Genomic DNA, 12,719 nt, shown 5'->3' with positions numbered 1-12,719 from the left:
TCTGCGGAAGTAGTTCAGTGGTAGAACACCACCTTGCCAAGGTGGGGGTCGCGGGTTCGAATCCCGTCTTCCGCTCCAACTATACCATCCACGCCGGGGTGGTGGAATTGGCAGACACACAGGACTTAAAATCCTGCGGTAGGTGACTACCGTGCCGGTTCAAGTCCGGCCCTCGGCATTAAGTTTTGCGCCCGTAGCTCAATTGGATAGAGCGTTTGACTACGGATCAAAAGGTTAGGGGTTCGACTCCTCTCGGGCGCGCCATGATTTACATGAAATCGGGAAGTAGCTCAGCTTGGTAGAGCACATGGTTTGGGACCATGGGGTCGCAGGTTCGAATCCTGTCTTCCCGACCATTCTTGGGGCCTTAGCTCAGCTGGGAGAGCGCCTGCTTTGCACGCAGGAGGTCAGCGGTTCGATCCCGCTAGGCTCCACTTGGTTTCAATAAAACATTTGGCGGTGTAGCTCAGCTGGCTAGAGCGTACGGTTCATACCCGTGAGGTCGGGGGTTCGATCCCCTCCGCCGCTACCAATGGACCTTTAGCTCAGTTGGTTAGAGCAGACGGCTCATAACCGTCCGGTCGTAGGTTCGAGTCCTACAAGGTCCACCACTATACGGAGGAATACCCAAGTCTGGCTGAAGGGATCGGTCTTGAAAACCGACAGGGGTGTCAAAGCCCGCGGGGGTTCGAATCCCTCTTCCTCCGCCATATATATTCTTAATCATCGCGGGGTGGAGCAGTTCGGTAGCTCGTCGGGCTCATAACCCGAAGGTCGCAGGTTCAAATCCTGCCCCCGCAACCAAAATACATGAATGAATTAAGGTGTACCCGATGGTTCACATGTAGATGTTAAAATGGTCCGGTAGTTCAGTTGGTTAGAATGCCTGCCTGTCACGCAGGAGGTCGCGGGTTCGAGTCCCGTCCGGACCGCCATTTAAATAATAAGGCTCGGTAGCTCAGTTGGTAGAGCAACGGACTGAAAATCCGTGTGTCGGCGGTTCGATTCCGTCCCGAGCCACCATTTATTCATATATATATTTTGGCGGTTGTGGCGAAGTGGTTAACGCACCAGATTGTGGCTCTGGCATTCGTGGGTTCGATTCCCATCAATCGCCCCAAATATAAAATTGCGGGTGTAGTTTAGTGGTAAAACCTCAGCCTTCCAAGCTGATGTCGTGGGTTCGATTCCCATCACCCGCTCCATTTCTATATTGTCATGGGCCTGTAGCTCAGCTGGTTAGAGCGCACGCCTGATAAGCGTGAGGTCGATGGTTCGAGTCCATTCAGGCCCACCATACCATGACCTTTAATATTCCACAGTAGCTCAGTGGTAGAGCTATCGGCTGTTAACCGATCGGTCGCAGGTTCGAATCCTGCCTGTGGAGCCAAATGGAGAAGTACTCAAGTGGCTGAAGAGGCGCCCCTGCTAAGGGTGTAGGTCGTGTAAGCGGCGCGAGGGTTCAAATCCCTCCTTCTCCGCCATATGATTACAGATATAAGTTCTCAACCATCGGCCCGTTGGTCAAGCGGTTAAGACACCGCCCTTTCACGGCGGTAACACGGGTTCGAATCCCGTACGGGTCATCCAAAAAACCTTGCATATCCTGCAAGGTTTTTTATTTTTTATAAATCCTGATATGTCATAGACTTCATTCTTTATTAAATATATAGCAACAAAAATCTCCATATATTTCGTTTTTCTCCGGAAAATGAAGTTAATTGTCAATAAGTATAAGCGCTTTCATGAAAGGGCTTTTTTTTATTTCTCCGAATAAATACTATAAATGAAAACTATGATGTCAGAAAGGATGATTACATGGCCGCTGCCAGCCTTACAGCACATGATGTTTATCTTTTTCACGAAGGCAGTCTGTTTAAAAGCTATCAGCTGTTTGGCTCGCATTACCGCGAGCTGAATGGCAAAAGCGGATATGAATTCTGTGTGTGGGCGCCTCATGCGTCAGAAGTAAGAGTGGCTGGGGATTTTAACAGCTGGTCAGGAGAACAGCATGTGATGCAGAGAGTGAACAATAATGGCATTTGGACGTTGTTTATTCCAGATTTAGGAGAAAAGGAACGATATAAATATGAAATCGTGACAAATAGCGGTGAGATCAGGCTGAAGGCAGATCCATATGCTTTTTATTCAGAAGTCAGGCCAAATACAGCGTCACTTACTTACAATTTGGCAGGATACAACTGGCTAGATCAAAATTGGCAAAAAAAACAGAAGGCCAAGACGCTGTATGAGAAACCTATATTCATTTATGAACTTCATCTCGGTTCCTGGAAGAAACATTCTGATGGCAGGCATTACTCCTATAAAGAATTAGGTGAGTCGCTTATTCCTTATATCAAAGAGCATGGGTTTACACATATCGAACTGCTTCCGGTGTATGAGCACCCTTATGATCGTTCCTGGGGATATCAAGGAACGGGTTATTATAGCCCGACAAGCAGGTTTGGCACGCCGCATGATTTGATGAAGTTCGTGGATGAATGCCATCAAGAAAACATCGGAGTCATTCTGGATTGGGTCCCCGGACATTTTTGTAAAGACGCACATGGTCTTTATATGTTTGATGGAAAGCCACTTTATGAATATCAAGAAGAACGTGATCGGGAGAATTGGCTATGGGGTACGGCAAATTTTGACCTTGGAAAACCGGAAGTTCATAGTTTTTTAATTTCTAATGCGTTGTACTGGGCGGAACTCTATCATATAGATGGATTTAGGGTTGATGCTGTGGCTAATATCCTGTATTGGCCAAATCAGGAGGAACGCCATACGAATCCATATGCTGTTGAATTTTTAAAAAAACTCAATCAAACCATGAGAGAGGCATATCCTCATGTCATGATGATTGCGGAAGATTCCACGGAATGGCCTCAAGTGACAGGTGCCGTTGAGGAAGGAGGGCTCGGTTTTCATTTTAAATGGAATATGGGCTGGATGAATGACGTACTGAAATACATGGAGACACCGCCAGAAGAAAGGCGGTATTGTCATCAGCTTATCTCTTTTTCATTACTATATGCGTTTAGTGAACATTTTGTATTACCGTTTTCTCATGATGAAGTCGTATACGGAAAAAAATCACTTCTTAATAAAATGCCTGGCGACTATTGGCAGAAATTTGCCCAGTATCGGCTTTTGCTCGTTTATATGACGGCTCATCCCGGAAAGAAATTGATTTTTATGGGATCAGAATTTGCTCAATTTGATGAATGGAAAGATACAGAACAGCTAGATTGGTTTTTAGAATCCTTCCCCATGCATCAGAAAGCCAGCGTTTTTACGCAAGATCTTCTCCGCTTTTATCAAAAAAGCAAAATCCTTTATGAACATGATCATCGTGCACAATCGTTTGAATGGATTGATGTCCATAATGACGAACAATCAATCTTTTCTTTTATTCGTTATGGCAAAAGGCACGGTGAGGCGCTTGTCATCATTTGTAATTTTACTCCCGCGGTCTATCATCAATATGATGTTGGAGTTCCTTTCCTTACACAATACATCGAGGTGCTGAACAGCGACAGTGAAGCTTATGGAGGCTCAGGACAAATCAACAAAAAGCCGTTAACGGCCAAAAAGGGAGCTCTTCATCATAAACCATGTTATATCACGATGACCATCCCACCTTACGGCATTTCGATTTTACGGGCGGTTAAAAAAAGAGGAGAGATAAAAAGATGAAAAAACAATGTGTAGCCATGCTCCTTGCCGGCGGGAAGGGCAGCCGTCTCAGCGGATTAACAAAAAATATGGCCAAACCGGCTGTATCTTTCGGGGGAAAATACAGGATTATTGATTTTACCCTCAGCAATTGTTCCAATTCAGGCATAGACACAGTCGGGATTTTAACACAATATCAGCCGCTTGAGCTGAATTCCTATATTGGCATCGGCAGTGCATGGGACCTTGACAGATATAATGGCGGCGTGACGGTTTTACCCCCTTATGCCGAGTCATCAGAAGTCAAATGGTATAAAGGGACGGCAAGCGCCATTTATGAAAATCTCAATTATTTAAATCAGTACGATCCTGAGTATGTGCTGATTTTATCAGGAGATCACATATACAAAATGGACTACGGCAAAATGCTTGATTTTCACATTGAAAAGAAAGCGGATGTGACCATCTCTGTCATCGAGGTGGGCTGGGAGGAAGCAAGCAGGTTTGGCATCATGAAAACCAATGCAGATGGGATGATCACACATTTCGATGAAAAACCCAAATTCCCTAAGAGCAATCTTGCCTCAATGGGAATTTATATATTCAATTGGCCGCTTTTGAAACAGTATCTTGAGATGGACGACCGGAATCCTTATTCAAGCCACGACTTCGGCAAAGACATTATTCCTCTGCTTTTGGAGGAGAAAAAGAAGCTTTCTGCTTATCCGTTCAAAGGATATTGGAAGGATGTCGGAACAGTGCAGAGCTTGTGGGAAGCCAATATGGATTTGTTAAAAGAGGAATCGGAGCTGAAGCTGTTTGAACGGAAGTGGAAAATTTACTCCGTCAATCCGAATCAGCCTCCGCAATTTATTTCATCTGACGCACAGGTACATGATTCGCTTGTGAACGAAGGCTGTGTTGTGTATGGAAATGTGTCTCATTCCGTTCTTTTTCAAGGTGTTACTGTCGGTAAGCATGCGAATGTCACATCGTCAGTCATTATGCCGGATGTGACGATCGGCGAGCATGTAGTGATTGAAAATGCTATCGTTCCTAAGGGTCTGGTGCTGCCGGATGGCGCAGTGATCCGATCCGAAAACGACATTCGGGAGGTGCTGCTTGTTTCAGAGGAATTTGTAGAAAAAGAATTGATCTAATACTGAAGAGGGGGCAGAGTCAGTGTTCAATAATCAAATGTTAGGTGTTATAGATGAAACCACATACAAGCATTCTCTTCAGGATTTAACGGCACAGCGGTCGCTGGGGGCGATCCCTTTTGCCGGGAGGTACCGTCTGATCGATTTTATGCTTTCCAACATGGTGAATGCGGATATTAGGAGTGTTGCGATTTTTCCGAAGTATCGCTATCGTTCGCTTATGGATCATCTTGGAGCGGGCAAGGAATGGGATTTGCATCGAAAAAAGGATGGCCTCTTTTTTTTCCCGTCCCCACACCTTCACCAAGAATACGATGAATTCGGTTCGTTTCGCCAGTTTTCCGACCATCTTGATTACTTCCACAGAAGCACACAGCAATATGCAGTCATCTCCAACAGCCATACCGTATGCAACATTCAATTTCAGTATGTGCTGAAACGCCATCAGGAGGTTGGCTGCGACGTCACCGAGGTATTTCAGGACGGCCAGTCGCTGCAAATCTATATCATGTCTACAACGCTTTTAAAGGATCTGATCTACGGGCATAGTGAAAAAGGCTATAAAACCATTCAGGAAGCTGTTGAAAAAGAATCCTCTTCCTTGACCATTTGCCCTTATGAATATTCGGGTTATGCGGCTGTCATTGATTCGGTGGAAAAGTATTATACCCACAGTATGGAGCTCATACAGCCTCGTTATTGGCAGCAGGTGTTTTTGCCGCAGCAGCCGATCTATACAAAAGTGAAGGATGAGCCGCCGACGAAATACGGAAAACACAGCACTGTCAAAAATTCTTTGGTGGCAAACGGCTGTGTGCTTGAAGGAGAGGTTGAAAACTGCATTTTGTTCAGGGCGGTTCATGTCGGAAAGGGTACGAAGCTGAAAAACTGCATTATTATGCAAAAAACGCAGATTGGCGAAGATTGCCTGCTTGAGCAGGTCATTTCTGATAAGGACGTTAAAATCGGCAATGCGACTGAGGCTGCGGGAACAGCTGAGCAGCCGCTTGTATTAAGAAAAGGTTTGGTGCAAGGAGAGCTGATGAATTCTTGAAGGTATTATTTGCTGTTTCTGAATGTACTCCGTTTGTTAAGTCAGGAGGTCTAGCCGATGTAGCCGGAGCTCTGCCAAAGGCACTTGCACGATTAGGGAATGAAGTAGCTGTGATGCTTCCGAAGTACAGCCGAAATACCTGAGCGATGGAAGAAGCGCATGGGAAAAACGGCTGAGTGTACGGTAGCCGTCGGCTGGCGTCAGCAATATTGCGGAATTGAACATATGACCGAAGATGATGTGAATTATTATTTCATCGACAATGAATATTATTTTAATAGGGATTCGTTGTACGGGCATTATGATGATGGTGAACGGTTTGCCTTTTTTTCAAGAGCTGTGCTGGAAGCCGCCTTAGCTATAAATATTCAAGCTGATATTGTTCATACTCACGACTGGCATACAGCGATGGTCAATTATTTGCTGAAGGAGGAATACAAAAAGCATCCTTTTTATGAGCAGATGAGAAGCGTGTTCACAATCCACAACCTGCAGTTTCAAGGCATATTTCCGCCTGATGTCACTCATGACTTGCTAGGGCTTGAGATGGATCATTTTCATTATGAAAGGTTAGAATGCAACGGATTTGTTAATTTTATGAAGGCGGGCATCATTGCGGCTGATCATGTAACAACTGTGAGCCCCACTTACAGAAATGAAATATTGACGCCATATTACGGTGAACAGCTTGAGCAGGTTTTGCGATATAGAGAAAATGATGTAACCGGTATATTAAACGGCATTGATGATACTTTCTATCAGCCGAAAAGCGATCCCTATATAGAGGCGCATTACGATTCGGAGCATCTTGCATGCAAGGAAGAAAATAAAACGAAGCTTCAGCGGCGGATGGGGCTTCCAGAGCGAAATGATATTCCTCTAATCAGTATGGTGACAAGGCTCACGAAACAAAAGGGGCTTGATCTTGTCCGCAGAATTATGCACGAACTTCTTGAGGAGCAAGACATACAGCTGATTGTGCTGGGCACAGGGGAACGTGAATTTGAAGATTATTTCCGATATACAGAATTTGCTTTTCATGAGAAGTGCCGAGCGTATATTGGATTTGACGAGCCGCTTGCCCATCAAATTTATGCGGGCTCTGATATGTTTTTGATGCCGTCGAAATTTGAGCCGTGCGGCTTGGGTCAGCTCATTGCTCTCCAATATGGCGCCATTCCGATCGTCAGGGAGACGGGCGGTCTTTACGACACTGTCCGTTCCTATCAGGAGGAAGAGGGAACGGGCAATGGCTTTACGTTTTCAGCTTTCAATGCGCATGATCTGAAATTTACGATTGAGAGGGCGCTGTCGTTTTATCGCCAAAAGGATGTATGGAAGAGCATCATGAAGACCGCAATGAATGCAGATTACAGCTGGGAGAAGTCAGCTAAAGAGTATCAGCGCATTTTCGAGCATGTGACAAGGAGTGGACGGGATGTTCTCGAGTAAAGAACGCTTTGCAGCCTTATTTTTGAAGCGTCTGGAAATGACGTGCGGAAAAAGCTTCAAGGACTCTGCCAAACTGGATCAATATAAAACGTTGGGCAATATGGTCAGAGAGTATATCAGCGCTGATTGGATCCAGACGAATGAAAAAAGCAGGTCCAATTCCGGGAAGCAGACATATTATTTGTCAATCGAATTTCTGCTGGGTCAGCTCCTTGAACAAAATTTAATGAATCTTGGCGTTCGTGATGTTGTAGAAGCTGGCTTGAAGGAAATCGGCATTCATTTAGAGGAGATCCTTCAAATGGAGAGTGATGCAGGTCTCGGAAACGGCGGACTTGGGCGTTTGGCCGCTTGCTTTTTAGATTCTCTCGCTTCATTGAATTTACCGGGGCACGGGATGGGTATTCGTTATAAGCATGGCTTGTTTGAACAAAAAATTGTAGACGGGCATCAAGTGGAGCTGCCTGAGCAATGGCTGAAAAACGGGAATGTATGGGAAGTAAGAAATGCGGATCAATCAGTTGACGTGCCGTTTTGGGGCGAGGTGCATATGACAGAAAAAAACGGGCGTCTGCATTTTCGCCACGAGCAAGCTACAATTGTTACCGCCGTTCCTTATGATATCCCGATCATCGGCTATAAAACGGGCACCGTCAATACGTTAAGGCTTTGGAACGCCGAACCCTATGCTCATTATCATGGCGGCAATATTTTGTCTTATAAGCGGGAGACAGAAGCCGTTTCTGAATTTTTATATCCTGATGATACTCATGACGAGGGGAAAATTTTACGGCTGAAGCAGCAGTATTTTTTAGTATGCGCAAGCTTAAAAAGCATTGTGAACAACTACCGAAAAACAAATAATTCTTTATCCGGCCTGCATAAAAAAGTAAGTATTCATATTAATGATACCCATCCTGCGCTGGCGGTGCCTGAGCTGATGCGGATTTTACTCGATGAAGAGAACATGAGCTGGGAAGAGGCCTGGCATATCACCGTACATACGATTTCTTATACAAATCATACGACATTGTCAGAAGCGCTTGAGAAATGGCCGATTCATTTGTTTAAGCCGCTGCTCCCACGAATGTACATGATTATTGAAGAGATCAATGAAAGGTTTTGCCGTGCGGTGTGGGAAAAGTATCCGGGAGACTGGAAAAGGATAGAGGACATGGCGATTACAGCGCATGGTGTTGTCAAAATGGCTCATCTGGCCATAGTAGGCAGCTACAGTGTAAATGGCGTTGCAAAAATTCATTCCGATATATTAAAGGAAAGGGAGATGCGCGACTTTCACTTGCTGTTCCCGAATCGTTTTAACAATAAGACGAATGGAATTGCCCACAGGCGCTGGCTGTTAAAAGCGAATCCAGGCTTGTCTGCCATCATTACAGAGGCGATCGGCGATGAATGGGTCAAACAGCCGGAATCACTGATCCGTTTAGAACCGTATGCCTCTGATCCTGCATTTATTGAACAGTTTCAAAACAACAAAAGCAAGAAAAAACAAGAGCTTGCCGATTTGATATTTTGCACGGCGGGGGTGGTTGTGAATCCTGACAGCATATTCGACGTTCAGGTGAAACGGCTTCATGCATATAAACGGCAGCTGCTGAATGTTCTGCACATTATGTATTTGTATAACCGTCTCAAGGAGGACTCTGGATTTTCAATCTACCCGCAAACCTTTATTTTCGGGGCAAAGGCTTCACCAAGCTATTATTATGCCAAGAAAATTATTAAGCTGATCCACTCTGTCGCGGAAAAGGTCAACTATGATCCGGCAGTCAAACAGCTGATCAAGATTGTTTTTTTGGAAAATTACGGAGTTTCTATGGCTGAGCGGATTTTTCCGGCCTCAGATGTAAGTGAACAAATTTCAACCGCAAGCAAGGAAGCATCTGGTACAGGAAATATGAAGTTTATGATGAACGGCGCTTTGACCATCGGCACGCATGACGGCGCAAATATTGAGATTCTTGAGCGGGTGGGGTCTGAATGTATTTATACATTTGGTTTAAAGGCAGATGACGTTCTATCGTACCAGGAAAACGGCGGCTATAGATCGAGGGAATATTATCAGCATGACCGCAGAATCAGACAAGTAGCAGATCAGCTGATCAACGGTTTTTTTGAAGGGGAAGCAGATGAATTTGAATCGATCTATGACTCGCTGCTCCCGCATAATGATGAGTATTTTGTACTTAAGGATTTCAGCTCATACGCAGATGCGCAGGAGCGTATTCAAGCTGATTATCGCGATCGGCGGAAATGGTCTGAGCGTTCGATTTTAAACATTGCCCATTCTGGATATTTCTCAAGTGACCGCACGATACAGGAATATGCGAAAAATATTTGGGGAATCCAGCCGATGATGTGAAAAAGCCGCTGTATAAGCGGCTTTTTTTTACAAATTCATTGAATAGATTGTAAAGGATAAGAACGTCGCAAATGCACTCCATAAAAAATAAGGCAATAGAAGATAGCTTGCAGCTCTGTTGTATTTTTTCGCTACGATCATTAATATGAGTGCTGTGATCGAGACAAGCAGGCAGTCAATCGATGCAGCCAGCAGATTCTTTTGGGTAAATTGAAAATAGCTGAAAGACTGATTAAGCACATAATTAATCAAAAGTGTAAGCCAAAAGCTTTTCGCATCTTTAAATGAAAACGCGGCATACACAATGGCAGCTGAAAGGGAGATCAGGGCAAACAGGATGGCCCAAATGATGCCAATCACAGATCCGGGTGGCGTCCAGTCCGGTTTTTTCAGTGAATTGTACCATTCTTGGTCAATTGGAAACAGATAGTCTGCGGCTGAAAACAGCGCATATGTAATCACAAAAACCGCGATGGCGCCGATAATCTTCTTCATATTTGAACCTCCGTATGTATTTATTTTACATTTGCACTTACCCTTTATTTTATAAAAATCAAACCCCCGATATGCGGGGGAAATGATGGTCTTAGATCAGCTGCTGCAATGCGTTCGCTTTAATGCGTTCATATTCAAATGCTGACTCTAATTCTTCCTTCGGTAAAGCAGACTTGCGGACATATTTTTCGCGAATGACATCGTAAAGCTCATAAGGAAACAGCATATCAATAAACATGACTTGTTTTTGTTCGTTAGTTAATGGGGCCCTGGATTCGTATGCGTTCAGCATGACATGAAATGTTTCTTCATCCCAAACGCCCGTCGTATCTAAAAGCGGAATAATCATTTTGCGCAAATCTCGAATAGGAAGATCAAATGATACGGTATCCAAGTCGATGACCCAAATTTGTTCATTTTCCCCCAAGAGGGTATTTCCGGTTCCGTAATCCTGGTGGCAAAGGTTAGGGCTTTTTTTCAGCTGTTCAGTCCATGGCACATAGGACGATTGCAAAAGCCGGTCTTTGATGCGCAGTCCGTCTTGAATAAAGCTGTCTATCTCCTGAAGATAAAGCTGTGAGAAAGGATCTTCTTTTTCCGTCTCCGCCATCAGCTTCCACGTTTCCATCTGTTTGCATCGTTTCGTGTAGTGATTCGGCCAGCGTCCTAATTTGGTAAACACTGGAACTCCATTTGGCGGCTGATACCCGACGGAAGCGATGTGGAAATCAGCAAGGCCTTTCATGATAAACTCCAAATCCTGCTTTACAGTCAGCTCAAACGGTCTTCCTTCGATCCAGTCATATACGACAAATAGAAAGGAGCCATGCTTGGAATATAGGCTGCCTTTTTTGTTCGGGAGTATGCCGGGAACGTTCATTCCTTTTTTTGCTAAATAATCTTGTGCGAAAATGGAAAACAAGGCTTTCTTTTCGGGCCTGTGTATTCGTTTCAGACAAACCGCTCCGGATCCTGTGTGTACCTTCCACACAAGCGCCATCTGGTTTCCTTGAATGACGTCTATTTTTTCAGCCTGCACATCCCATCCTTGAAGCACATTTTCAGCCAGTTCGGTTAATTTTCTTTCTTCTTCTGCTGATAAAGGAAGCTCTGATGAATTCCCCTCCTCAATGACTTCTTGGTTTTCTGCCATTAAAGGACACATCCTTACCTGTTTTACTCCTACCTTATGAATCAAAAGAAAAAAATGATTGAGATATTTGACTATATTTGATAGAAGAATCTGGTTGTTTACCCGTTTTGTTTTTAGGGCAGTCCCATTCCGCACAAGTTGGTTGTTCAGCCGTATCATGATTCTAACTAGTTAAAAATCATGCAGGAATGGAGGCTATGTATGAAAATAGCACTGATCGCCACAGAGAAGCTTCCTGTTCCCTCGGTTCGAGGAGGCGCCATTCAAATTTACCTCGAAGCAGTTGCCCCTTTGATTGCTAAGAAACACGAGGTGACTGTGTTTTCTATTAAAGATCCAAATCTCGCTGATAGAGAGACGGCAGACGGAGTCCATTATGTGCACTTGGATGAAGACCGTTATGAAGATGCTGTTGGGGAAGAGCTGAAAAAGAGCCGTTTTGATCTTGTGCATATCTGTAATCGCCCAAGCTGGGTGCCGAAACTGAAGAAACAGGCACCAGACGCTGTTTTTATTTTAAGCGTTCACAATGAAATGTTCGCTTACGATAAAATCAGCAAGGCAGAAGGCGAGATATGCATCGATTCTGTAGCACAGATTGTTACGGTCAGTGATTATATTGGCCGGACGATCACAAGCCGTTTTCCGTCAGCACGATCAAAAACAAAAACGGTGTATTCCGGTGTGGACTTGAAGACATACCATCCCCGCTGGACGAAAGAAGGACAGCGGGCTCGCGAAGATATGCGAAGCGAGCTGGAACTTCACGGTAAAAAAATTGTCCTGTTTGTCGGCCGGCTCAGCAAAGTAAAAGGCCCGCACATTTTATTGCAGGCGTTGCCGGACATAATCGAGGAGCATCCCGATGTCATGATGGTGTTTATCGGGTCAAAATGGTTCGGAGATAATGAATTAAATAACTATGTCAAACATCTTCATACCCTTGGTGCGATGCAAAAGGATCATGTGACATTTATTCAATTTGTGAAGCCAAAGGACATTCCTCGCCTTTATACCATGTCAGATGTATTTGTGTGCTCTTCGCAGTGGCAGGAGCCTTTAGCGAGGGTGCATTATGAAGCGATGGCTGCGGGACTGCCTATTATTACAAGCAATCGGGGAGGCAATCCAGAGGTCATAGAGGAAGGGAAAAACGGCTACATCATTCATGACTTTGAAAATCCTAAACAATACGCTGGATATATCAATGATTTGCTCAGCAGCTCGGAAAAACGGGAACGGCTTGGGAAATACAGCCGTCGTGAGGCAGAAAACCAATTCGGCTGGCAGAGAGTGGCGGAAAATCTGCTCAGCGTGTATGAAAAGAACAGATAGAAGGGG

At 44.6% G+C, this 12,719-nt stretch carries 7 protein-coding genes, 17 tRNA genes and 1 pseudogene; 23 read left to right on the top strand and 2 right to left on the bottom strand.

The genetic code is table 11. The features are described 5' to 3' along the window. The first annotated feature begins 3 nt into the window (after positions 1–3). The 22 genes and pseudogenes from M0696_RS15540 (at position 4) to glgP (ending at position 9,730) form a co-directional block, all read left to right on the top strand. Positions 4–78 (top strand) — tRNA-Gly (locus M0696_RS15540). Between the two features lie 14 nt (positions 79–92). Beyond that, a tRNA-Leu gene (locus tag M0696_RS15535) sits at positions 93–178 on the top strand. A gap of 9 nt (positions 179–187) precedes the next feature. After that, positions 188–264, top strand: a tRNA-Arg gene (locus M0696_RS15530). A gap of 15 nt (positions 265–279) precedes the next feature. Continuing rightward, positions 280–356, top strand: a tRNA-Pro gene (locus M0696_RS15525). 5 nt (positions 357–361) lie between these two features. Next, a tRNA-Ala gene (locus M0696_RS15520) sits at positions 362–434 on the top strand. Positions 435–455: 21 nt separating this feature from the next. Continuing rightward, a tRNA-Met gene (locus M0696_RS15515) sits at positions 456–532 on the top strand. 2 nt (positions 533–534) lie between these two features. Next, positions 535–611, top strand: a tRNA-Ile gene (locus tag M0696_RS15510). Positions 612–617: 6 nt separating this feature from the next. Beyond that, positions 618–710, top strand: a tRNA-Ser gene (locus M0696_RS15505). A 17-nt stretch (positions 711–727) separates the two neighbouring features. After that, positions 728–804: transfer RNA gene (locus M0696_RS15500), tRNA-Met, on the top strand. Positions 805–858: 54 nt separating this feature from the next. Then, positions 859–935 (top strand) — tRNA-Asp (locus tag M0696_RS15495). A gap of 12 nt (positions 936–947) precedes the next feature. Continuing rightward, a tRNA-Phe gene (locus M0696_RS15490) sits at positions 948–1,023 on the top strand. A gap of 21 nt (positions 1,024–1,044) precedes the next feature. Continuing rightward, positions 1,045–1,120: transfer RNA gene (locus M0696_RS15485), tRNA-His, on the top strand. Between the two features lie 11 nt (positions 1,121–1,131). Next, positions 1,132–1,205: transfer RNA gene (locus M0696_RS15480), tRNA-Gly, on the top strand. Between the two features lie 15 nt (positions 1,206–1,220). Further along, positions 1,221–1,297: transfer RNA gene (locus M0696_RS15475), tRNA-Ile, on the top strand. 18 nt (positions 1,298–1,315) lie between these two features. After that, a tRNA-Asn gene (locus M0696_RS15470) sits at positions 1,316–1,390 on the top strand. Positions 1,391–1,393: 3 nt separating this feature from the next. After that, positions 1,394–1,484, top strand: a tRNA-Ser gene (locus M0696_RS15465). 30 nt (positions 1,485–1,514) lie between these two features. Beyond that, positions 1,515–1,586 (top strand) — tRNA-Glu (locus M0696_RS15460). Positions 1,587–1,818: 232 nt separating this feature from the next. Then, entirely contained in the window at positions 1,819–3,702 is a 1,884-nt protein-coding gene (glgB, locus tag M0696_RS15455) for a 1,4-alpha-glucan branching enzyme (RefSeq protein ID WP_222143405.1), read from the top strand. Continuing rightward, the gene (locus tag M0696_RS15450; RefSeq protein WP_166849246.1) at positions 3,699–4,841 is read left to right on the top strand and encodes a glucose-1-phosphate adenylyltransferase; all 1,143 of its coding nucleotides are present in this window, start codon (positions 3,699–3,701) and stop codon (positions 4,839–4,841) included. Before glgB ends, M0696_RS15450 begins: the two co-directional genes overlap by 4 nt. A gap of 22 nt (positions 4,842–4,863) precedes the next feature. Beyond that, positions 4,864–5,895, top strand: a complete 1,032-nt coding sequence (gene glgD, locus M0696_RS15445; RefSeq protein WP_166849249.1) for a glucose-1-phosphate adenylyltransferase subunit GlgD — start codon at positions 4,864–4,866, stop codon at positions 5,893–5,895. After that, positions 5,892–7,347: pseudogene (gene glgA, locus M0696_RS15440) on the top strand (glycogen synthase GlgA). Before glgD ends, glgA begins: the two are co-directional and overlap by 4 nt. Beyond that, a complete protein-coding gene (glgP, locus tag M0696_RS15435; protein WP_222143403.1) occupies positions 7,334–9,730 on the top strand; it encodes a glycogen phosphorylase GlgP in 2,397 nt (798 codons plus the stop codon). The pseudogene glgA and the gene glgP overlap by 14 nt, the downstream one beginning before the upstream one ends. 27 nt (positions 9,731–9,757) lie before the next feature. Here the strand turns inward: glgP and M0696_RS15430 are convergent, their stop codons facing one another. Both M0696_RS15430 and cotI read right to left on the bottom strand, forming a co-directional pair. Further along, complete coding sequence (locus tag M0696_RS15430; RefSeq protein WP_222143402.1) at positions 9,758–10,225, bottom strand: TspO/MBR family protein; 468 nt, start codon at positions 10,223–10,225, stop codon at positions 9,758–9,760. Between the two features lie 91 nt (positions 10,226–10,316). Then, positions 10,317–11,390 carry a spore coat kinase CotI gene (gene cotI / locus M0696_RS15425; protein WP_166849261.1) on the bottom strand — a complete coding sequence of 358 codons (1,074 nt, stop codon included), beginning with the start codon at positions 11,388–11,390 and terminating at the stop codon, positions 10,317–10,319. Between the two features lie 189 nt (positions 11,391–11,579). Between cotI and cotSA the strand changes: the two genes are divergently transcribed. Beyond that, positions 11,580–12,713 (top strand): spore coat protein CotSA, encoded by a 1,134-nt coding sequence (cotSA, locus tag M0696_RS15420; protein WP_166849264.1) that lies wholly within the window; start codon positions 11,580–11,582, stop codon positions 12,711–12,713. The last annotated feature ends 6 nt before the right edge of the window (positions 12,714–12,719 follow it).

The sequence above is a fragment of the Bacillus rugosus genome (genome assembly GCF_023238245.1).
In the GTDB taxonomy this organism is placed as follows: Bacteria; Bacillota; Bacilli; order Bacillales; family Bacillaceae; genus Bacillus; species Bacillus rugosus.
Note: the sequence above shows the minus strand (reverse complement) of the source record. Positions and strands in the feature narration are given on the sequence as shown.